At 39.0% G+C, this 21824-nt stretch carries 21 protein-coding genes and 1 pseudogene; 3 read left to right on the top strand and 19 right to left on the bottom strand.

Annotation, left to right across the window (positions count from 1 at the left end; genetic code table 11):
* Positions 1-9: 9 nt before the first annotated feature.
* The 7 genes from JCM9152_RS21150 to JCM9152_RS00215 all read right to left on the bottom strand — a co-directional run bounded on the left by JCM9152_RS21150 (position 10) and on the right by JCM9152_RS00215 (position 6592).
* Entirely contained in the window at positions 10-567 is a 558-nt protein-coding gene (locus JCM9152_RS21150) for a helix-turn-helix domain-containing protein (protein WP_052015412.1), read from the bottom strand.
* 365 nt (positions 568-932) lie between these two features.
* Complete coding sequence (locus JCM9152_RS00240) at positions 933-1772, bottom strand: ABC transporter permease (protein ID WP_035339655.1); 840 nt, start codon at positions 1770-1772, stop codon at positions 933-935.
* On the bottom strand, positions 1772-2749 hold the full coding sequence (locus JCM9152_RS00235) for a daunorubicin resistance protein DrrA family ABC transporter ATP-binding protein (protein ID WP_035339653.1): 978 nt from the start codon (positions 2747-2749) through the stop codon (positions 1772-1774). The genes JCM9152_RS00240 and JCM9152_RS00235 overlap by 1 nt, the downstream gene beginning before the upstream one ends.
* Positions 2750-2778: 29 nt before the next feature.
* The gene (locus JCM9152_RS00230; protein WP_035339651.1) at positions 2779-3399 is read right to left on the bottom strand and encodes an FMN-dependent NADH-azoreductase; all 621 of its coding nucleotides are present in this window, start codon (positions 3397-3399) and stop codon (positions 2779-2781) included.
* Positions 3400-3547: 148 nt separating this feature from the next.
* A complete protein-coding gene (locus tag JCM9152_RS00225) occupies positions 3548-4180 on the bottom strand; it encodes a response regulator (RefSeq protein WP_035339649.1) in 633 nt (210 codons plus the stop codon).
* Positions 4170-5849: a GAF domain-containing sensor histidine kinase gene (locus JCM9152_RS00220; protein ID WP_035339647.1), complete on the bottom strand. Its 1680-nt coding sequence runs from the start codon at positions 5847-5849 to the stop codon at positions 4170-4172. Before JCM9152_RS00220 ends, JCM9152_RS00225 begins: the two co-directional genes overlap by 11 nt.
* A gap of 155 nt (positions 5850-6004) precedes the next feature.
* A complete protein-coding gene (locus tag JCM9152_RS00215; RefSeq protein WP_235715580.1) occupies positions 6005-6592 on the bottom strand; it encodes a DNA alkylation repair protein in 588 nt (195 codons plus the stop codon).
* A gap of 156 nt (positions 6593-6748) precedes the next feature.
* On the opposite strand from JCM9152_RS00215, the pseudogene JCM9152_RS00210 reads away from it, so the two are divergent.
* Together JCM9152_RS00210 and JCM9152_RS00205 are read left to right on the top strand one after the other, a co-directional pair.
* Positions 6749-7509, top strand: a pseudogene (locus tag JCM9152_RS00210) (MerR family transcriptional regulator).
* Positions 7510-7908: 399 nt separating this feature from the next.
* Entirely contained in the window at positions 7909-9837 is a 1929-nt protein-coding gene (locus tag JCM9152_RS00205) for an endonuclease MutS2 (RefSeq protein ID WP_035339645.1), read from the top strand.
* A 319-nt stretch (positions 9838-10156) separates the two neighbouring features.
* On the opposite strand, the gene JCM9152_RS00200 is transcribed toward JCM9152_RS00205, so the two are convergent.
* Positions 10157-11350, bottom strand: coding sequence for an MFS transporter (locus JCM9152_RS00200; protein WP_035339643.1), 1194 nt, complete (start codon positions 11348-11350; stop codon positions 10157-10159).
* A 98-nt stretch (positions 11351-11448) separates the two neighbouring features.
* Between JCM9152_RS00200 and JCM9152_RS00195 the strand changes: the two genes are divergently transcribed.
* Positions 11449-12324: a LysR family transcriptional regulator gene (locus JCM9152_RS00195; protein ID WP_035339641.1), complete on the top strand. Its 876-nt coding sequence runs from the start codon at positions 11449-11451 to the stop codon at positions 12322-12324.
* 117 nt (positions 12325-12441) lie between these two features.
* On the opposite strand, the gene JCM9152_RS00190 is transcribed toward JCM9152_RS00195, so the two are convergent.
* From JCM9152_RS00190 to JCM9152_RS00140, 11 genes are all read right to left on the bottom strand, one after another.
* Positions 12442-12852 carry a DUF3021 domain-containing protein gene (locus tag JCM9152_RS00190; protein ID WP_035339639.1) on the bottom strand — a complete coding sequence of 137 codons (411 nt, stop codon included), beginning with the start codon at positions 12850-12852 and terminating at the stop codon, positions 12442-12444.
* Positions 12849-13301: a LytTR family DNA-binding domain-containing protein gene (locus JCM9152_RS00185; RefSeq protein WP_035339924.1), complete on the bottom strand. Its 453-nt coding sequence runs from the start codon at positions 13299-13301 to the stop codon at positions 12849-12851. Before JCM9152_RS00185 ends, JCM9152_RS00190 begins: the two co-directional genes overlap by 4 nt.
* A 19-nt stretch (positions 13302-13320) precedes the next feature.
* Complete coding sequence (locus JCM9152_RS00180; RefSeq protein WP_035339638.1) at positions 13321-14067, bottom strand: ABC transporter permease; 747 nt, start codon at positions 14065-14067, stop codon at positions 13321-13323.
* A 26-nt stretch (positions 14068-14093) separates the two neighbouring features.
* Positions 14094-14975 (bottom strand): ABC transporter ATP-binding protein, encoded by an 882-nt coding sequence (locus JCM9152_RS00175; protein WP_035339636.1) that lies wholly within the window; start codon positions 14973-14975, stop codon positions 14094-14096.
* 169 nt (positions 14976-15144) lie between these two features.
* Positions 15145-15699 (bottom strand): DUF1697 domain-containing protein, encoded by a 555-nt coding sequence (locus tag JCM9152_RS00170; protein WP_035339634.1) that lies wholly within the window; start codon positions 15697-15699, stop codon positions 15145-15147.
* A gap of 274 nt (positions 15700-15973) precedes the next feature.
* Positions 15974-17059, bottom strand: coding sequence for an ABC transporter permease (locus JCM9152_RS00165; RefSeq protein ID WP_369384504.1), 1086 nt, complete (start codon positions 17057-17059; stop codon positions 15974-15976).
* A 5-nt stretch (positions 17060-17064) separates the two neighbouring features.
* Positions 17065-18330, bottom strand: coding sequence for an ABC transporter permease (locus JCM9152_RS00160; RefSeq protein ID WP_035339630.1), 1266 nt, complete (start codon positions 18328-18330; stop codon positions 17065-17067).
* 12 nt (positions 18331-18342) lie between these two features.
* A complete protein-coding gene (locus tag JCM9152_RS00155; RefSeq protein ID WP_035339628.1) occupies positions 18343-19275 on the bottom strand; it encodes an ABC transporter ATP-binding protein in 933 nt (310 codons plus the stop codon).
* A gap of 125 nt (positions 19276-19400) precedes the next feature.
* A complete protein-coding gene (locus JCM9152_RS00150) occupies positions 19401-20033 on the bottom strand; it encodes a response regulator (RefSeq protein ID WP_035339626.1) in 633 nt (210 codons plus the stop codon).
* Between the two features lies 1 nt (position 20034).
* Positions 20035-21168 carry a sensor histidine kinase gene (locus JCM9152_RS00145; protein WP_235715579.1) on the bottom strand — a complete coding sequence of 378 codons (1134 nt, stop codon included), beginning with the start codon at positions 21166-21168 and terminating at the stop codon, positions 20035-20037.
* Between the two features lie 201 nt (positions 21169-21369).
* Positions 21370-21768, bottom strand: a complete 399-nt coding sequence (locus tag JCM9152_RS00140; protein WP_035339625.1) for a RidA family protein — start codon at positions 21766-21768, stop codon at positions 21370-21372.
* Positions 21769-21824 lie beyond the last annotated feature (56 nt).

Raw genomic sequence — 21824 nt, 5'->3', positions numbered from 1 at the left:
TTTCTCTGATTAAGATCTTAATTGCTTGACTCCTTGCATCACATTCCAAACAACAATACTTACAACAATCAGAATGATAGTAACGATACCACTAGTAACTATGAAAGAATGTGGCTCATTTACTCCTGCTATATAGGCGGTTAAAGAAAAGACACTCATCATAAGTACATAAGCAACCGCCGGAATCAATTGCGAGATGAGAGCTCTTTTTCCGTGCTTCTTTATGTCCTTAGAGCCCACAATCAAAGTAATGAGAGGAAAGATTAATGGAGCAAAGAACAAACTAAAATAATTCAAGGATGATAAGAGACTACGATTAGAAAACATCCCCGTCCCTCCCTTCACTTTAATGTTACGTTGATAGAACCTATCTCCCTTTATTAATTCATCAATACTTACTTCAAATAATTCACTCAACATAATTAAATTTTGAATATCGGGATATCCTTTTCCACTCTCCCACTTATAAATCGCTTGACGAGTCACATTTAACTTTTGTCCTAATTGATCCTGTGTTAAATTTTCACTTTTTCTTAGTGCTCTAATCTGTTCACCAATCTTCATCATCAATGACCTCCTTCACTTTTTAGTTTATACGACTAAATGAAATGGTTCTATAAACGCTTCATATACATCTGACAACTAGCGGTTTACATTGAGCTAAAACCCACTCGTATCAAGCTTTTCAAAATAGGCAACGGTTACGCACATTACTTAAAGGACACCGGAAAAGTTAAAAACCAAACTTTTTCAGTGCCCTTTCATATCAAGGCTTTCAAAATCGGGCAACGGCTACGCACATTACTTAAAGGCCACTAAAAAAGTGAAAATCGCACTTTTTCAGTGGCCTCATAAAATGAAGGGAGCTTCAGACAATACTATAACGAAAATAAAATCTTCTACTACTAAAATATGAACCTCATAGCATTTTTTTACTTTTTATTACGGTAAAAATACATGGTCAGTGGCGCAAAAATAACGATGATCATTCCCGAAGCGATCCATGCCCAAATGATTTGATTGAATGTCGCACTTCCTTCCATCAACGCGCGGACAGCGGTCACGACAATCGAAACAGGATTCACTTCTACAATGACTTGTAAGAACGAGGGCATAGACTCTGGATCAACAAAGATATTACTTATAAACGTTCCAGGGAACAAAATCATCATGCTAAAATTCATTAGAGCCTTTTCCGTTCTCATAATCAATCCGAGCGTCGTCCAAATCCAAGAAAGGCTAAATGCAAAGAAGAGCAGAACGAAAATGGCTAACACGACTCCTATTAAGCCCCCTTCTGGTCTAAAGCCAAGAATGAAGCCGAGAGTCATAATGACAATCGATGCGACACTATAACGAAGAATATCGATGACTAACGCTCCTGTTAGAACAGATGGGTTCCATATTGGCAATGCGCGAAATCGATCAAATATTCCTTTTGAGACATCTTTATTTAAATCGACCCCTGTATACATCGTAATCATAACGACTGTTAAAACAAGAATGCCAGGGAGAAGAAATTGCAAATATTGCTCAGTCGATCCAGCAATCGCCCCTCCAAACAAATACGTGAACATGAGCAAATAAATGATCGGAAAACCTGTAATATCAAAGAGCTGCTCAGGTACATACTTGATTTTAAGTAGTGCCCTCCAGGCAAATGTTACTGTTGCTGAAATAGCACTTGGGCGCTTTGGGCGCTGACGTTTTGTAATGGCCGATTGTAACTGTCGACCTGTATTTTCCTTTGATTGCAAAGTTGACGTTCTCATCATGAGGCCTCCTCCCCGCCCTTGTCATGCTGTTTTCCTGTGAGAGCCAAAAACACTTCATCAAGACTTGGTTGCCCGAATGAGAAATCAGCAAGCTCAATCTCTTCAGCTTCTAATACCTTCAACACTCCTGATGCTTGTTCAGTGTCTAATAGATGAACAGATAATAGCTTTGAATCTGTTGAAAGTTGGACATTTGTATGAAATTTAGTCGCAAGCAATTGTTCAGCACGTGATCGATCCTCTGAATGAACAAGCCTAATAGAGAATACCCCTGATCCTACTGATGCTTTTAATTCACTGCTCGTGCCTTCTGCAATGACCTTCCCGTCCTCAATGACAGCAATCCGATCTGCTAATTGATCCGCCTCCTCCAAATATTGAGTTGTCAGTAACACCGTCGTCCCTGCATTTGCGAGCATTTTGACGACTTCCCACACTTGATTTCTACTTCGTGGATCAAGACCGGTTGTCGGTTCATCAAGAAATAGGACGTCTGGGGAAATGATCGTACTCGCTGCGATATCGATGCGTCGACGCATTCCTCCTGAATATTTCCCAACTTGACGTAGTGCCGCCTCCTCTAGATCATATGCCTTAAGCAGCTCCTTCGCCCTTGCTTTTGCTTCCCGCCAACTATAACCAATTAATCGAGCAATCAATATCAAATTTTCTAACCCTGATAATTCTTCATCCACAGAAGCGAACTGTCCTGTCATGCTCACCTTACTCCGAACGTCCACGGCTTCCTTTACTAAATCGTGTCCCATCACTTCAGCATGACCTCCGTCAGGCTTCAATAACGTTGCCAACATGCGAACGGTTGTTGTTTTTCCAGCACCGTTTGGGCCAAGCACTCCATAAATGGTCCCTTTCTTTACTTGAAGATCCACACCATTTACGGCACGAGTTTGTCCAAAGGTTTTAACGAGTCCTTTGGCGTTAATCGCCCACTCCTCCTTATGTTCCATGCTCATGTTTGTTCCCTCCACTCTTTTTATTCATATCAAAAGCCGGCTGCCACTTCTTCAACTTGCTGAAGACCTTCGCGAATAATTTTTTCCCCACTATCCGGAAACTCGTGATGTCCTTCAATGACACATGTCGTAATATCTGTGATTCCAAAAAAGGATAAATGGTTGATTACGAAGTTTACTGCCATTTCAAAACGATCATCCTCTGCATATACGCCCCCTCTTGCATTTAGTAACGCTACTTTCTTATCTGTCAGTAATCCAGTAGCTCCTTCCTCTGAATAGGAAAATGTTTTTCCCGGATGGTGCATATAATCGAGATAGGAGTGAAGGACAGCAGGAGCACTTAAGTTCCACAGCGGAAAAGCAAACACAACCTTATCAGCCGAAATAAATTGTTCCAATTTACTTGAGACAAATCGCTGTAACGTTCGCTCTTCTGTCGTCATAGGCAGTCCTTTCGCTGCTTTATTACCTGCATCGATAACCTTGTTCCCTAAATAAGGCAAGGGCACTTCATACAAGTCAATTTCAGTGATCGTATCATGAGGATGTGACTCTTTATAGCTCCTTAAAAATTGCTCATACATTTTCACACTGACTGACCTTTCCATCGGACGGTCGTTCGCTTTTACAAATAAAACAGTATTCATTGTTCATTTCCTCCTTATGTTTAATCTACATTTAGCTTACTCATTTTTGTCCTTGAAAACGCCCGTCATATGGTTGATATTCCCATACAAAAAAAGCCTTACATCTATGTAAGACCTTCCTATACGACCTTTGTCTGAGATCGATTATTTACTTAAACCAGCCATTTTTCATCGCATACATCGCTGCCTGTGTCCGGTCTTGAACCTCCATTTTCGCAAAAATATGTGTAATATGGGTTTTTACTGTCTTTTCTGTTATATGTAGTATGGAGGCAATCTCTTTATTACTACGTCCTAATGTAATTTGTTCAAGCACATCCTTTTCCCTCGGTGTTAGCATTGAGACGTTTTTACTGTCATCTGTTGTCATTTGATTGATTAATTGGTTAGTCACTTGTGGGTGAAGAGTCTTGTTTCCGGCCATCGCAGCTGTAATCGTATCTATTAGTACACTCGGTTCAACATCTTTCAACTGATAGCCAATCGCCCCCGCCTTTATAGCTGGTAGAATGGAGTCTTTATCTGAAAAACTCGTTAGCATGATCACCTTAATGTGCGGGTATTTTGCGACAATTCTTTTTGTTGCTTCAATTCCATCCATTTCTGGCATGATCAAATCCATTAAGACTACGTCTGGTTTGAGTTCTTCTACCTTCTCGATCGCTTCCTTGCCATTTTTCGCTTGACCGACAATATTCAATTCAGGTTGAGTCTGAAGAAAAAACGTTAACCCTTTGAGAACGACAAGATGATCATCAACTAGTAATAGATTAATTTTCATATTCTCCCCCCTCTTTCTGAGACGCGGCAGGTACAGAAACGATTATAATCGTCCCAATTCCTTCCTCACTACTGATCGTTAACAGCCCGTTCATTTCAGCAGCTCTTTCTCTCATACTCGAAATCCCGATTGACTGAGTACACTTCTCTAGCCGTTCTGGTACGAACCCACGACCTTGATCGGATATTTTCATTCGTAGCTCATTGGAATCTTTTTCAATTCGAATCCATGCGCGGTTCGTCTCAGCATGCTTTTTCACATTATTCAAAGCCTCTTGACCAATTCGCCAAAATGCTTTTTCAATTTCCGTAGGGAGCGGGACGGTCTTTTTCATATAAATAGTCAAATGAATCCCTATTTGTTCAGCATAATCCTGTAATGCTCCAAGAATTCCTTTCACTTCACCTTGAGAGCGCATTTGTAAAATAAGTGAGCGCATTTCATTCAATGATTCTTGTGCAAGTTGACCGATATCATGTGATACTTCAGCTATTTCAGGTTGGCTATCCTTCATCAATTCCTTCAACCCTCTTGCCATGAGAGAGAGCGAGAACAGCTTCTGATTGACGGAATCATGCAAATCACGAGCAAGACGATTTCGTTCCTCAGCTATCAGCCATCCTTGCCACTCATCATAGAGCCGTATTTTCTCCATCGCTAATGAAATATGATCCGTCAGCAGCTCCAGAATCTCCATTTCTAACCCTCTAAATGTTTCTGTTTCTCGTCCTAAATAAAGGACACCGATCGGTTCAACATTCATACGAATCTCATGAACCTTTAAGGGAATCGCCACTGTAAATTGATTTGAAGGTAATTGCGGTAAATGCTCTTTCTGTTCATCACTAATGCAATAAGTGTGCTCACGGAAGACCCGATGAATCATATCGTGATGATGCGCTATAGGAATATGGCTCAACTCGCTTTTTCCATTAGAATAAATCGATTTAACGATTTTTTGATCTCCCTCTTTTAACACAATTGCTACTGTCGGCCACTTAAAAGATTGAGCAATCTCTCTCACAACCGTTTCAAGTAATTTATTCATATCATTGATCTTCCATATATAACGAGTGACGTGATTCACATTTGCATAATAATTAACGATGTACTGCGCTATTTTATCGACAGCTTGCTTCTCTCTTTGTTCCATTAATCTCGTTCGTTCAATAGCCGTCCCAATTTGATAAGCAACCGATTCCAAAAATGTTAACTCTTCCTCACTAAAGCTTTCCTTTCCCGGTGAACCGACATTTAGTAGTCCGAGCCGCTCCCCACGAACCGTTAACGGAATCGTAGCATGGTGTGTCAAATTCGCCGTATCTCCCCATGAATATTTCTTCGCATTGTATAGCCGTTCGCATTCAATCATATTAACAGCTGAATTTAAACCTCCAGCCCAATATAGCCCTAGGCATAAACAAACATCACAACGCATAGCCTCTTTATCTTCCTTCGCCAAGGCTTGCGGAAGGTTATGATCTGCTACGTGCTCATAATCCGGCTCATCATCAATAAGAAAGATCCAGCCTGTTTTTAAGTTCGTCAAATCTAATAATTTTTCAAGCGTCGTTTGTAGCATTTCCTTCATATTGGTATTTTGGTTTAACGTCTCCGCTATCGTTTTTAGAATCGTCAATTCCTTGTAATGCTTTTCCTTATCAAACATTGTCTCACCTCTTTCCTTCATTTTCTATTAACGATCATTATTCTGTAATGTTAATTTACTTCTTCCCAATCGATAAATAATATTGCTTTGTTTCATTATCAAATTTCTCAACTGCCATACGCAAGGTCATTCTCGACATCTTATGAGCATGCTGATCAAGAAAGGCTTTTAGCTTCTCGAATCCAGCTTCCAACAGCCTTCTGAATAAGTTCTTCTTCATCAGCAATTAATAGTTCCGCAATCCGAAACGTGTCATCTAACTCATCTTGTTTAATAAAGGCGTACGTACTAACAATCGCCGTTCTTCGCTCCCACTTATTATTAGAACGAGCGAGACGATAGAGAGTATCTCTTGGATGATCTAATAAGTACTCCCCAATCACTGAAGGTGCACTGCGATCAACAAAATCCCAGTTGTTAATGCGATCATGCCTGCGAATATACAAGTCAAATAAAGCCTTTCTCGTATCCTCCGAGAGCTTGTTCTGCTTCGCTTGGAAATCCATAATGCTAACAGCACCCATTCTCACTTCATAATAAGGACTTTCAAGAAGCTTTTCAATTTCTGACAACGGCATCTTAATAAACCGCTTAGCCGTTTGAAACACGGTTTTCATGTGTAACCCCAAACATAATGTATGAGGATCAGAGTCTTTGAAAAACCGCTTCATTCTTTCCACATCATTTTCATTTTGGTGTTGTTCTAACTCATTCATAAAAACCTCAGCTTGATAGTCTCCCATTCTTGTCCCCACCTCTCCCCCTTTCTATCATATATCGATCAAACCGAAAATACATCATATCCTTTCCTTAATGCCAACTTTTTTTGAAAATCATCATATCCCCATTGACCTTTACGTAACGTAAAGGTGTATGATCAACTTCAAGGAGGGTTCACGATGGAATATACCGTTCAAAAACTAGCGCAATTGTCTGGTATTAGTGGGCGTACACTTCGCTATTACGATCAAATTGGGTTATTAAAGCCTGCAAGAGTCAATTCATCTGGCTATCGAATATATGGCAGAAAAGAGGTTGATTTACTGCAGCACATTTTATTTTATCGCGAGTTAGATCTTCATTTAGATGTCATTAAGCAGCTGATTCATCAGCCTGATGTTGATCAAACAGAAGCGCTAAAACATCATTACAAGCAATTAATGAGAAAACGTGACCGCCTTGATCAGATTCTCAAGACTATGAGAAAAACGATTAATAGCTATGAGGGAGGCTTTAACATGACGGACAAAGAGAAATTTGAAGCTTAAAAGATCAATTAATCGCCGAAAATGAAGCAAAATACGGCAGCGAAATCCGTAACAAGTATGGGAATACAGCAATTGATGCGAGTAACGCCAAATTAAAAGGGATGTCTGAAGAGGATTACAAAGCGATGCAAGCAGTAGAAAATGAGATATTTACATTACTTGAAAAGGCACATGCAGTAGGTGATCCTGCTGCCAGTGTTGCACAACAGCTTGCTCGAAAACATAAAGAGTGGCTGATGTATACTTGGACCAATTACTCGAGTGAAGCACATGCTGGACTGGTTGAGATGTATGTGCAAGATGAACGGTTTAAGGACTATTATGATCAAAGGGTGAAGGGCGGTGCTAGCTTTTTGCGTGATGCGGTGTTGACCTATATTGGTAAGATATGATCGTAATTGATCGTTATGAGCGACTTCTCATGCAGGCTACCTACATCGATCATTTTCCCGACAAGCTCATTGACAAAATCAAGAGACATGTATACACTTTGAGTAATTACACAGCCTTTACATTGATTGCTCCATTAGGACGGAGCATAAAGGAGTTTGTTTTATGAGTGTGAGTGTTCTTAACTAATCCGTAATTGGATACGTACGAATCGGTCAAAAAAATCGACAACTCGTCGGTTTATTTGTAATACCTTTTCGTACAGGTTAAGAACCGAGCAATTTTAGACACCCGTCTGACAGTTTTGGGGTCTATTCAACGTAAAGGGCGAACGAACGCCTCAAGCGATTGCTTGAGGCGTTTTTTGTGTACATTTTTAAACAGAAAGGATAATTCTTATTATGAACAATAGATCGCTTCAACAACTTGATTACCTGCACATTTTAAAAACCGTAGCTTCATTTGCTTATACAGAACGGGCAAAGGAAACAATTAAGAAGAGCAAACCAGAGCTTGTCAAAAAGCGAATTGAGCACATGCTAAATGAGGTATACGAGGCCTCCAAAATTCTCGAAATCAACTCGAGTGTCCCGATTCATTCGCTTGACGATATGTCCTCCTATTTAGAACAAGCGAAAAAGGGGTTATTTTTACAACCCAGTCAGTTACAACGTGTCCTTTCCTTTCTCGAGCATTGCCGCAAGCTTAAAGTGTTTATGCGTGATAAAGAAATAGCCGCTCCTAACGTCGCGACGTATGTACAATCGATCGAAAACATGGCTAATATTGAAAACGAAATCGCACGCAACCTTCGTAATGGCCAAATTGATGATCATGCCACACCAGATCTGGCAACCATCCGCCGACACCTCCGGATAAAACGAGCAGAGGTAAGGGAAAAGGCAGAAACTATGTGTCGCTCAAAAAAGCTTGCTTCGTATCTTCAAGAGAGCATCATCGTAGAAAAGAATGGACGTTTCACTATTCCAATCAAAAAGCAATTTCGTTCTAAAGTCTCCGGCGTTATAATTGACACGTCCTCTTCAGGAGCGACCGTGTTTATGGAGCCGAAAGAAGTGACAGCACTATACGATGAATTGAATGACCTGTTTGCCGCTGAGAGCTATGAGGTGGAAACCATCCTTTATACGTTAACCTCAAGTGTTTTAGATATTGAAAAAGAGTTGAGCATGGCAATAGACATTATGCACTACTATGATGTCCTATTTGCTAAAGCGAAATACGGCCAATCCATCGACGGCTCAATACCCGCTTTAAATGAAGAATTCTTGATCCACCTCGATGAAGCGCGTCATCCTCTATTAGGAGAGCAAGCCGTGCCCCTCTCCCTAACGTTAGGGATTCACGAACGAGCACTTATCATCATGGGTCCAAATACAGGTGGAAAAACAGTGACATTAAAAACGGTTGGGCTCCTTACCTTAATGGCTCAGACAGGTTTGATGATCCCTGCTGGATCTAAGACTTCTCTTCACGTGTTTCAGAAGCTATTCGTTGACATCGGTGATGGTCAAAGTATCGAACAAAATTTAAGCACGTTCAGTTCAAGATTAACTAACATTATTCACATTCTTGAAACCGCCGATGATCAAACATTAGTGCTAGTGGATGAGCTCGGATCAGGAACTGACCCAAACGAAGGAATGGCTCTTGCACAAGTTCTTTTGGAACAACTTTTTGCGAAAGGCGCAACGATTTTAGCGACAACCCATTATCGAGAGTTAAAAGCCCTCTCTAAGACACACGATGGCTTTTTGAATGGATCGATGGAATTTGATGTAAATACACTCCAGCCAACCTATCGCCTCTTATTAGGGGAAATGGGTAATAGTCAAGCTTTTGATATTGCCTTCAAGCTTGGTCTCCACCCAACTCTCATTAATAAGGCTCGACAGCTAACAAGTAGTCCATTTGATGAAACTCGATATTCCATAACAGATATCGATCAAAATCAAAAGCACCGTTACGAAAATCAATTACGTACGACAAGCTATATACGCACAGAACGGAAAGCAAAAAAATCACCAGTCCCCTTATTCAAACAAGGAGACAACGTGACCGTTTCCCCGTATGGCACAGTTGGTATCGTCTATAAAGGGCCTGATGAGAAAGGAAACTATGTTGTGCAAATCAAAGGAGAAAAGCAGCGCATTAACCATAAACGTTTAACTCTTCATATCCGTGCGTGCGAGCTCTACCCACCAAACTATGATTTTGATATTATCTTCAAATCAGTAGACTACCGTAAAACGAAGCACAAACTTGAACGAAAACACATCGAAGGACAAATTCTTAGAGAAGAAGAGTAACTAAGAAAAAGCAAAGGCTACAGCCTTGGATGAAGCCGAACACCTAAGACATTCAGATATAAACAAAGAGATCTACGCAAAACGTAAAGAAACGATTGAACGTGTCTTTGTAGATCTGAAGTAGAGACGCCTCTGAGAATCATTTCTCAAAGGCGTTTTGCCTACGATCTGAAGAGACTGGGACAAAACAAAAGTGTTTAGCTGAGAATCCCAGCCTCTTTAACATTTGTCTCAAGATTTTAAATCCACGCACTCATTTAAAGCAATCACGCGCCAATACACACTTGTGGCAATCTCAAAAAAGTAACTCATTATTGGCTTAGCTTATTTCAGCTTTTGTTGTCTCGCTTCTCCTTTTGATTTTATTGAAATGGAAAGAAAACGTGATGAATAAGAGAGCTAGTATAACAAATATCCCACTTATCCAACTTAAATGTAAAATTGAAGTATATTGTATCATTACCCCACCTAAAGCTGCCCCAAGAGTCATTCCTACATTCATTAATGCTGTATTAAAGCTTAATATCGTTTCTGAGGAGTCTGGCCTTAGCGAGATAAGGTAAAATTGCTTTGCAGGGGTTGTTGTCCAAGTTGCAGCTCCCCAAACCATAATTGTAATAAAAATCCCTATTAAAGAACCCATGGTAAACGTTAGAACAAACAAAGCAACAGCATGAACGAGTAAACTAATCGATATCGTACGATTGGGTCCCCATTTATCAACAGCATATCCACCAAACCGTGAGCCCATAAAAGCAAAAACACCTAAAACAAACAAAACGATACTAATCATTTCTAACGATAAATGAGCAGATGTACTTAAAAATGGAGCAATGTAGGCAAATACCATTGTATATCCTAAAATCCAAAAGACCGTTGTTAATAACCCAGTAACAAGACGTTTATCTTGGATCACTCGTAACTGCTGCTTCAAAGGAAGTGGCGTGCTTCCTTTAATGGCAGGTAATACTTTATAAAGTACAGCAACGATAAGGATTGTCACAAATGCAATCATTAAAAAGACATAGCGCCAATCAATATAAGCTGCTAAAAATGTTCCTATTGGCACCCCTAACACTAAAGAGACCGTAAACCCTGTAATAACAGTCGCCATTGCACTACCACGTTTTTTTGCAGATGAGATCTGAGCAGCATAATTTGTGGCAACAACAATATACAGTCCTCCACTCATCGCCATAACAATACGTGATAGCATAAGCAATAGATAGTTATAACTTACAAACGCAATAAGATTCCCTAATATAAAAATAACGATAGAAGCCATTAGAACGTTTCTACGTTCAAATTTCGCCGTTAGCATAACCAAAACAAGTGCCCCCATGGCATATGATAAGGAATAAATCGTAATCAATTGACCTGCTAATGAAATCGATACATTTAAATCTTCTGATATGATTTCTAGAATTCCAGAAACAACAAATTCTGCAGTTCCTGTCACAAACGCACCAAGAGCTAATAAATAGATCGTTAAATGATTCACTTTCTTTTTCAATTTTTACATCTCCTATTATTTTAAGTTGATTTCATTTTATCTGCCGTGATAACATAAGTAAAATTGATATTTTTCATATAGGAGATGAGTAAATACTCATGAGTATCGTTCGCTTTGAAATTATAACTAAAGTTATTGAATTAGGCAGCTTCACAAAAGCAGCTAAACAATTAAACATGACTCAATCTGCTGTTAGCCATGCTATTGCTAGCCTTGAATCAGAATGGGGAGTGACATTACTCATACGAGATCGTAAAAAGGGGATAACAGTTACAGAAGTAGGGAGAAACATCCTTATTCACATGAGAGAAATATTAAATCGCATAGAGAATATAAACCAAGAAATAGCCCTAGCAAATAACCTAGAACTTGGTACAATTCGTATTGGTACTTTTACAAGTGCTTCATCCTGCTTATTGCCAAAAATACTTTCAATATTTCAGAAAAAGTATCCAAAAATAGAGTTTACATTTTTTGAGGGTACGTATGAAGAAATTAATGAATGGTTGCATACAGGAATAATAGACATTGGATTCGTTGTACAAGTTAAAGCCACAACTAATTTTGATATGATTCCACTCGTAAAAGATAAAATGGTTGTAGCCTTTCATCCTGACCACAAATTTGCTATGAAAAAAACCGTCCATATTCAAGATTTAAAGAACGAGCCTTTTATTATGCCAACTGGAATGTACCAAACACATATCGAAGAGCTCTTTAAACAAGCCAATATCGAACCAGCTATTCGTTTTGAAGTGCATGACTGCAATACAATTGCTAATATGGTTCAGGAAGATCTTGGTGTTACTATTGGCCCTGAACTATTCTTAAAATCACAGCATCAAATTCAAACAGGAAACTTAAATATAACGTATGACCGAGAGATCTCATTGGCTTGTCCTTCTATCTCTAATGCTTCACCTGCTGTTCAAGAGTTCCTCGCATTGGCCAAAAATACTTTCTGCCATGTATAAACTACTCCGTCATAATATAAAAATTCCCTTTAGATACGATGTCTAAAGGGTAAACAAAGCGATGCGTTTTCTAATGTTACGGGCGCCCGATCCTCTCAAGTGCTATTTACTCCATCGTTAATCTTTTCTTGAAAGACTCTCATTCATCGATTTCTCGATTCTTTTGTAGTACAAATAATAGCCAGTCCACATGATTGCATAAAAGATGATAAAAACAAGGCAGGTCCACAGAATAGCTAGAATGGTTAGAGGCACCCAACCAACAATCAAAGCTATAATGAGGTAAAAGCTAATCGACATGATCAAATGAATAATTGTTTGTTTTAATAAACTCCAATCATTCGTTTCAAAAATAAAGGAAGACAAACCAAAATAAATACCGATAATAAAGGAGCAAAGCATTGAAGCCCAAACGTAGAAAATAGTGGTTTCTATTTCATTAAAGTATATGATCGTTAGTACGATGAATGTGATCAACCCACCAAAAGCGATTCCTGTCATCATTCGTTTTATCGCTTCTACTATCATAGTTCCCCTCCTATCGTTAATCTCTTTTTGATAGGATTCACAAAACTCCTAGAAATATATTCCTTGTTGCCCGATTGAAAATAAACACAAAGATTCCCGTTGAAAGATAACTCAAAACGGTCAATATGATTGAGATTACCAATAACAGACTTAGAAAAGCGCATATAATGAAAGGGGGCTAAAATTTCTTCAATTTCATAAAGCTTCATTCTTAACTCGACACGACGACTCTCCATACACGCAAAAACTTTTCTATTTTCTGCGTAGATAAAATCAATATCATTAGGGTCAAGCAGTACGGTCTGATCGGACTCAAACCCAAACAGTCGTCTCCGGTTTTTCCCTTTAATCATATTTACTAGTTCCTCTAGCTCCTCCGTCCACTCATTCGTCTTAATGGTTATGGATGGTTCAGAGTGTTGATCATCAATATCGATATTTACCTTCACCATTAAGCCCCCTTTGCAACTATCCCTTTGCTCGCTTTAAGAAGTATGGATAACAGGCTAACGCTATTACAAATGCTACAATACCAAAGCTAAAAAGAATAACGATTGTCCGAACGAACTCTCCTGTATGAAGTGTGCCTATCATGGCCTCCTGAACAGCTTGATGTCCCCAATATTGTGGCAAGAACACACTTATAGTTTGAATCACATTGGGCATCATATCAATCGGCATCCATAGCCCTCCAAGCACTGCACCTCCCAAAGCGATAATCTGTGTCAAAGCAACTCCCATATTATTTGTCTTAACAATTAAAGCAAGAGCCAATCCTAGACCTGTCACTGTGAACGTCAAAGCTATGAAAATAACGAGTAAAAAGACAGGCTGTTCTAATGGTACATCATATACAAGCTTTCCAAACATCAACAATATTATGACTTGTAACATAACGATATACATGTAAGATACCCATTTCCCTAATAAATAACTATGCGATGACAATGGAGTACTTGCCATTCTAGCAACCATACCAATATTTCGATCCTTAATAAATGATTCTGTCATTGCTATCATAATAAAGAAAAGAAACATAATTGTATACCCTGGTACCATTGACACGATCACTTGTTTACTCTCTTCTTCACTAGCACCAGAAGTAAATACAGCTATAAATAATACGGTAAAAGCAATAGGCAACATAATCGTCCAGAATATTAGGCCACGATCTTGAAGGTTTTTCTTCAACTCTAGTTTCATAATCGCATTCATTTGTTATCACCTTCCTCCTATTTTCACTAATCTCTTAATTTACTTCCGGTTAAGGAAAAGAAAATGTCCTCTAACCTTGGTTGAACAAGTTCTAAACGTTCAATCCGTCCATTTTCCTTTTTACAGAAGTGGATCACTTCCTCCATTGTACTAAGTGGATGTTCAGTCGTTATCACACATCCTTCATCCTTGTCCGTTACTATATGATTCTGATTTAGTTGACTAGGAATACAGTTTTCCCCTTTCACATAAATAGAAGGAGTTGCATGTTTAGAAAGCAATTGACTAATTTCCCCACATTCTATAATCTGACCGTTGTCAATAAATGCTGCCTCATCACATATTTGTTCAATCTCCTCCATATAGTGACTTGCATATATAATCGTGCTTCCTTGCTTCTTTAATTGATCCACCATCTCAAAAATGTATCGGCGCGATTGAGGATCGACACCGACAGTCGGCTCATCCATAATAATAAGATCTGGTTTGTGCAAAAGCGCACACCCAATATTTAAGCGACGCTTCATCCCCCCAGAAAAGGTCATCACCTTATCCTTCCCACGCTCTTTCAGTCCAATTTTAAATAAGACTTCATCCACACGTTTTAATAACTCTTTCCCGCGCAACCCATATATATTTCCGAAAAACCGCAAATTATCATAAGCCGTCACCGTTTCCTCTAATGCAATATCCTGCGGGACATAACCGATCTTAAGTTGATTTTTAGGAAGCTGAATCTTCCCTTTGTAATCTTTAATGACCGAAGCGATCACCTTAATCAAGGTTGACTTACCTGCCCCATTAGGACCCACTAATCCAAAACAAATTCCCTTCGAAATAGTCAATGTCACATTAGATAATGCATTTTTACTAGCATAACTCTTATGGATGTTCGTCAAAGTTATCAACCTTAACATCCTCCTTCCTTTGCTCATATATTATGACTAAAAACACCCCTCTTTGTTTTAAATGGGATAAGACGCTTTTTCTGCTGAATGAAATACAAGAAATCATGTATGTGCAAAAAAAGGTTACCCTAAAGGCCTAGAATGACCTATTAAGATAACCTCAATTTCATTATTCAATTGTAGTAGGTCGAGCAGCCATTAGCTCATAAATCTTGCGAACAGTATTAACATTCCTTACTGTCACTTGTTTGTATAGCTTAGATCCTACGATTCTTGACATACCACTTTTTGTTACATTTTCTTTATCAACCGACCAGAGGATTGCACCAGGTACATATTTTACTGTATCAATGTTTGGTTTAATGACCAACTTTCCAAGTACAGATTCATCATCAACTTCATCCCATAAGAACATAACATCACTTTTCATGTCTTTGTCGTTTTTCCATGTTTCAGGAATGGCATTGATCGTTTCTCTGAATTCAGAAAAACTTCGTAAGACGACTTTAATTGGCAATTCAAAATCATGATGTATTGCTTCTTCTAATAAACGTGATAACTCTCTTTTTGATCGATCATCATACGTAAAAATAATATTACCTGTATTTATGTATGTTACGACATGATTCATCCCAGCTTGTTCAAACGTTTGTTTAAGCAATTTCATGTCTACTTTGTTTTTTCCACCCACATTAATCCCACGAAGAAGGGCGACATAGACCATCATCATCATCCTTTTAAATTTTTTAACTACATAGCATACTAACTTCGACAGACATAGTGATATCCCTTCTTAATAGCGTTGTGTGGAGCCGTTACAAAGGGATTAAGTTTTTATGAAAGTCGGGTTCTTTCATAAAACGCGTAATGAGTGAAGCCAAGTCTCTTCATTAAATGATCCCGCTAGCTTCTACGGCTCTTCTCACACTTCCTTCGATGAATTTTTTATAAATCCAAAGTAAAACACCATGGGAGATTACCCATGGCGTTTCAAACTACTAACTCCTTCGTTCAATCAAATTAATCCCAATCCCCATCGCGACCACACCTATTAACAGCATAATCACGAGCGACATCATGACCTCCTGCAACCCTGCACCATAGAAAGCAACTGACATCACTGCATCCATCGCATGTGAAAATGGAAATAGATCGGCAACAAACACTAACACCGGGTGTGTAATCGTTTCTGGTGGCATATAAGCTCCACTAATGAGCGGAAGAAGCGGTATGACTGATGGATAGATCGCAAAAAATTGCTCTGGCGATTTGGCAAAGCCTGTGATTAGCATAGCTATGCTAATCATACTAAAAATAAAGAATGTAGCTATCACTATAATTAACCAAAGGTTGTCACCAACTTCGTAATTCATCATATATTTAAACACGAGCAACACGACAATCACTTGGAATAATGCAATAAGAAAACTATAGATAATATAACCGCAATACATATTCGTTTTACTTAAAGGAGATAAAATCATCCGATCCCAAACTCCAGAAACTCTATCGTTTGTCACATTGTTTACTCTTAAACCGAGAATAAACATCGAGACAAAAAAAGTAAACGCAAATAATAACTGCGTACTCATATTAAATTGCGGGACTTCTTCACTATCAAGCCCCTGAGCCTCTAACTGAAACGGGGCATTAGCCAAGTAGCTCTCAATTTCTTCTCGAACCTGATCATCACTAGTGCTAGCAATCGCACTTATTTGCGCCTCTCGTTGAAATACCTTATCTACATGCTGTTGTACATAAGACATCGTTGGAAGCTCACTCGCAATCAACAAGCGATAGTCCTGTTCCATTAGCTTCACTGCTACATCAACTTTGCCACTTTGTACATCATCACGAGCTTGGTCTGAATCGACGATGACAAATTGAAACGAATCATCCACATTCAGTAATGCCTCCCATTTCGTCTCGATCTCAGAGGCATTCTCTTCTTCACTAAATAGATAAACGGTTGTCGGCGAATATACACCACCAGCAAATAAGATAGTCATGAGAATACTACCAGCAATAAATAATAATATAACTAAAGGGTTACGTCTATCTTTGGCAAATTGTGCCCAAATCACTGAATTCAATTCGTCCTCCCCCTTTTCGGATATAGAGCTAATGCAATGGTCGTAAATAGTAGAAAGTGTCCTATTAATAACAGGATTGGTGTTAAAATCGTGGAGAGCTGTTCAGATTGAACCCACTCCGTTAAGATGACTAAAGCTTGCCCATTCGGTGTCCATTCGCCCAGTTCTTGCAACCAGCTTGGTAAAATAAAGACGGGGACAAAATTCCCACCACTGATACCGAATAGTAATAAAACGAGCATAAATATTCCACTTGCTGCATTAAGATCTTTTACTCTAAGCGAAATACTCGTAAACATGGCAGCTAAGCCTGCAATCGCTAATGACAAAACCATCACGATTCCCGCAACACCGAACCAAAAGGCCATCGCACGATCAGGGAAAACATCTAAAATAAAATGAGACAGAATAAAAACAAACATAATCTGTAACCAAACTAAGCAAAACGTTGAGACGATCTTCCCAAGCAAAAATTGTAGTGGGTGACAATTCGTCAACAGAATTCGATTAACCACTTGTTGCCTGAGCTCCTCCCCTGTTTTCGTTGCAACTGTTACAGATACAAATAAAGAGAACAAAATCCCCATCGTTATCGTAAAATATTGTGATACCGTAAAACGTTCTCCTGCTCCTACTGCTTCAAAGCCTCCTTCTGGCAATAGAACTTCCGCCTCTGAATCCTCGCCTATTTCCTGTAAAGCAAACTCAACATTCATATGTTCAATAAAACCTTGAACGATTTGATAGATCGTACCACTGTTGATGGTTTCCCTTTCCATCTTGTAAATGAGTGACGTCGTCGACGGTTCACCTACAAATACGGCATATAAGCTGTCTACAGTGAAACCATTTGGTATAACGAGGATCCCATCTAAATCTCCTTCTTCGACTTTAGCTACGGCTTCGGATTCCTCTAGCTCATAGACAGTTAACCACTCGGACAACTCATCGCTATTGAAATAATCAAAAAGTAGTGACACTGGACGTACATAGCTAGCATATTCGACAAATTGCCTCACATCGTCTTCACTGGATGAGACTGCCATCAACTTTTCCTCTAAGGTATCGAGACCTTCTATTTCATTATCTTCATTAACAATAGCCAACTGTAAGTCTAGTTGCTCTTCGTCATTACTACCAAACATTCCAGAAAAAGCAAAATTCATGACTAATACTAGAACAATCGGTAATGTCACTATCGTAACAAGCTCCTTACGATCACGCCAAAACAGCAACAAATCTTTTTTGATAAAGCTCCACATGACGACACCTCCTTAATCCCTTAATGTCCGACCAGTCAAATGAAGAAAGACATCCTCCAAGCTAGGAGTCTCTCGATGAAAATTAATCATTTGGATTTGATATTGATCAGTAAGATGGACAAGATCTCTAATTAAATCATTGCCTTTTTTTGCAATGATCTTCATTTGTACATTGGTAATCTCCACTTTGCGAACACCTTCAATTGTCTTCACACGCTCACCGAAGACTTCGTCCATTTTACTTAGCTCTACTTTTATCGTATCTTCTGTCGATAAAATGCTAAGCAGCTCCTCTTTCGTTCCTGCAGCAATAATTTCACCGTGATCCATAATGTACAACCGATCACAAAGCTGCTCCACTTCCTCCATGTAGTGACTTGTATATAGAACCGTTGTACCTTCTTTCTCATTTAACATACGAACCATTTCCAAAATGTGATTTCTCGATTGTGGATCAATTCCAACAGTCGGCTCATCTAGAATAAGTATTTTCGGTTGATGTAACAAGGCGGCTGCAATGTTAATCCTTCGTTTCATCCCTCCAGAAAATGTCTTCACCAAATCCTTTTGTCGATCCTTTAAACCAACAATTTCTAAAGCATTCTCAATACTCTTCTCTAATTCCTTTCCTTTTAGCTTATAGATCGATCCGAAAAACTTCAGATTCTCATAGGCTGACAGCTCCCCATAAATCGCAAGCTCCTGTGGTACAACACCTAACACCTTTCTAATCTCACCTGGCTTCTGAATAATGTTCGTACCATTGAGCTTAATTTCACCACTAGTAGGCTTAATCAAACTAGACATCATTGAAATGGTCGTTGATTTCCCAGCGCCATTTGGACCTAATAGCCCGACTGATTCCCCTTGATTCAAATATAAATTGACATCCTGTACAGCTTTTTTCCCTTTGAATGATTTACTTAAATGAATGGTCTCAAGCATTTCGCATTGCCTCCTTAAGATTTCTCAACACTCTTATTTGCATAATAAAACAAAAAAACCAAAGTCACTACTGACTCTGGTAACGTCGCTTTCCAACTCTTATGACTTTAGTCACTTTATTGTCGTCATACGAGTCGATGTTTAATCGCATAAATCGCCAATTGGGTTCGATCTCTTAATTCTAATTTATCAAAAATATGACTCGTTTGATTTTTAACAGTTCCCACGGACAAGCCTAACCGCTCTGCTACTTCTTTATTATTGAGTCCTTCACCAATACACGTTAAAATCGCCCTTTCTCTTGGCGTTAACGATGGATCAACAGTCTCCTCCTCTTGGCTTTGAAGTAATATAGGCATTACCTTAGCAGCCACTTTATCTTCTAAGGAGAGACCACCACTCATCGCACTTTTTATTGAACGAATCAATGATTGTGTATCACCATTTTTCAGCATATACCCACTTGCCCCTAATTTTAAGGCTTCGACAACTAGTTCATTATCATCGAACGTCGTGAGCATAAGAATTTTTATATGAGGAAAACGAGTACGTATGATCTTCGCCGCTTTCAGCCCATCCATTTCAGGCATCCGTATGTCTAAAATAGCTACATCAAAAAAATGCTTTTCACATAGGCGGACGGCCTCCTTACCATTATCGGCTTCACCCATTACACGAATCTCTTCGTCAGTTTCTACCATAGCTTTTAAGCCTTGACGCACCATCACTTGATCTTCAGCTAACAATACGTTGATCATGCTACCCTCTCCGTTCTATTAACCGTATACTTCCTCTTACTATGAATTGACGTTGATCATGGATAATGTCTAATGAACCACCCACTTGCTCTAATCGCTCCCGCATAGCGTTCAATCCGTACCCCTCTTGAAAAAAAGAATTAGGAGGAGCTAGGTTGACCACTTCAAAGCGGAAAATGCTCCCACCAGGCGATTCAAACATGACCTGTGCTTCTCTGGTCGAAGTGTGCTTCATAATATTCGTCAGCGCCTCCTGTACAGCTCGATACACCGCAAATGACTGCTCTCCTGTTAACGGTGCAGCAAACGCCCCGTGCTTAACAGAAAAATTAATTTTCATGAAGCTCTCCATTTCTAACTTACGAATTAATTGGATAACTCCTTGAAGCCCTCCAACCTCTCTTTGTTTAAAGGATTTCACAGCTCGCCTTGTCTCCTCTAAACTTTGTTCAGCAAGCCCTTTAAGCTTTTCGATTTTTTCTTTTTCTTGTTCCGGTGCACTCAAGCGAAAAGCCTCGAATTGCATAAGAAGTGCCGTCAGTTTATGTCCAACAGAATCATGAATTTCATGCCCGATCATCATACGCTCATCTTGCCTAACTTGCTCCTCCTCTGTCATAAGCTGCCTTTTCATCTTTCGGTATTCGTCGAATAAGGCATCATTTTTCTTTTGTACGGCTTCTGCCTGCTTATGTATCGTCTGAAAGTAAATTAAGGCAAGAACTGCTAGCAAATAGAGTGTACTCCCCCATACTAATTCGGAAGTAGAGATGTCTGCTGCACGAACTAGCCACAGCAAACTGCCTAGCTGGATCACCATGACCGTTATACTACGTAAACGAGTTAAATAATAGACGGCCTCAGCAATCAATAACAAATGAATAAGTAAAACAAATGAATTCAGATCATTGTCTATAGGAAAAAAGATCATAATGGTTGCTAAGGCTTGCAGACAGAATAATGCCGTTTGCACGCGTGGCTTTTCCGAAAAGAGAGGAACAATAAATAATAGAATGAAATAGATGCTAACACTTACTAATTGGCTCACATCAAAAATAAAGATCGATTCTGTCAAAATGAACGTCCACATAATCAAATGAATCAATAGCCAAATAAAATATTTATTCTTCATCATCATACCTCGCCTACAGTATCAGGATACCCCAACAAGCTTTTGCTAAATTATACTATGGTTTACGACACGGTGCACCTTGCTTCTTGCATACACTTCTAGATCGTCATTGAGTTCCTTCACTTTGTACCATTTATAAGTAAAAGAAACCACGGAATCATCTCATTGAGACAGTTCCATGGTTTGGATGAAGTGTGTGGACTATTAAACGCTAGCTGCCCAAATTTCGATTTCCACTTTAATTTCAGGCAAGCCTAGCTCAGAAAGATATCCGACAGTCATAGCAGGGTAATCATGACCGAATAATTGACCCCACTCAGAATACATATAATCCCAATCGATTTTTTCCGTGGCCCAAATATTTACTTTTATAATAGTAGTTGCTTCTAATTGTTCAGATGCTAACACACTTCTAATATTAGTAAACGTATTAGAAATTTGCTCATTCATACATTCTGGAATTTGACCATTTGAATCAATTCCTATTTGACCAGACGTCACAAATAAATCTGCATTTCTAGGGATTTTCGTTATATGTGTGTAATGCCCGACTGGCTTAGGCATATTTGTTGGGTTTTTTCTCGTTATTTTATTAGTTTGCATCCTATCTACCTCATTATATTTATATTCCTACCTTTTTTTCTCGTCCATCATTTTTA

Source organism: Halalkalibacter hemicellulosilyticusJCM 9152 (genome assembly GCF_000513115.1).
GTDB lineage: Bacteria > Bacillota > Bacilli > Bacillales > Bacillaceae_D > Halalkalibacter > Halalkalibacter hemicellulosilyticus.
This window is presented reverse-complemented; position numbering and strand designations above follow the sequence as displayed.

What these genes read in the sequence shown, in the direction of transcription:
- JCM9152_RS00225 (WP_035339649.1), bottom strand. Translation starts at nt 4,180, where the DNA reads ATGAAAATTAATCTATTACTAGTTGATGATCATCTTGTCGTTCTCAAA.
- JCM9152_RS21150 (WP_052015412.1), bottom strand. Translation starts at nt 567, where the DNA reads ATGATGAAGATTGGTGAACAGATTAGAGCACTAAGAAAAAGTGAAAAT.
- JCM9152_RS00205 (WP_035339645.1), top strand. Translation starts at nt 7,909, where the DNA reads ATGAACAATAGATCGCTTCAACAACTTGATTACCTGCACATTTTAAAA.
- JCM9152_RS00220 (WP_035339647.1), bottom strand. Translation starts at nt 5,849, where the DNA reads ATGTTTGATAAGGAAAAGCATTACAAGGAATTGACGATTCTAAAAACG.
- JCM9152_RS00235 (WP_035339653.1), bottom strand. Translation starts at nt 2,749, where the DNA reads ATGAGCATGGAACATAAGGAGGAGTGGGCGATTAACGCCAAAGGACTC.
- JCM9152_RS00195 (WP_035339641.1), top strand. Translation starts at nt 11,449, where the DNA reads ATGAGTATCGTTCGCTTTGAAATTATAACTAAAGTTATTGAATTAGGC.
- JCM9152_RS00160 (WP_035339630.1), bottom strand. Translation starts at nt 18,330, where the DNA reads ATGTGGAGCTTTATCAAAAAAGATTTGTTGCTGTTTTGGCGTGATCGT.
- JCM9152_RS00215 (WP_235715580.1), bottom strand. Translation starts at nt 6,592, where the DNA reads ATGGGAGACTATCAAGCTGAGGTTTTTATGAATGAGTTAGAACAACAC.
- JCM9152_RS00230 (WP_035339651.1), bottom strand. Translation starts at nt 3,399, where the DNA reads ATGAATACTGTTTTATTTGTAAAAGCGAACGACCGTCCGATGGAAAGG.
- JCM9152_RS00155 (WP_035339628.1), bottom strand. Translation starts at nt 19,275, where the DNA reads ATGCTTGAGACCATTCATTTAAGTAAATCATTCAAAGGGAAAAAAGCT.
- JCM9152_RS00145 (WP_235715579.1), bottom strand. Translation starts at nt 21,168, where the DNA reads ATGATGAAGAATAAATATTTTATTTGGCTATTGATTCATTTGATTATG.
- JCM9152_RS00190 (WP_035339639.1), bottom strand. Translation starts at nt 12,852, where the DNA reads ATGATAGTAGAAGCGATAAAACGAATGATGACAGGAATCGCTTTTGGT.
- JCM9152_RS00180 (WP_035339638.1), bottom strand. Translation starts at nt 14,067, where the DNA reads ATGAATGCGATTATGAAACTAGAGTTGAAGAAAAACCTTCAAGATCGT.
- JCM9152_RS00170 (WP_035339634.1), bottom strand. Translation starts at nt 15,699, where the DNA reads ATGGTCTATGTCGCCCTTCTTCGTGGGATTAATGTGGGTGGAAAAAAC.
- JCM9152_RS00140 (WP_035339625.1), bottom strand. Translation starts at nt 21,768, where the DNA reads ATGCAAACTAATAAAATAACGAGAAAAAACCCAACAAATATGCCTAAG.
- JCM9152_RS00240 (WP_035339655.1), bottom strand. Translation starts at nt 1,772, where the DNA reads ATGAGAACGTCAACTTTGCAATCAAAGGAAAATACAGGTCGACAGTTA.
- JCM9152_RS00150 (WP_035339626.1), bottom strand. Translation starts at nt 20,033, where the DNA reads ATGATCAACGTATTGTTAGCTGAAGATCAAGTGATGGTGCGTCAAGGC.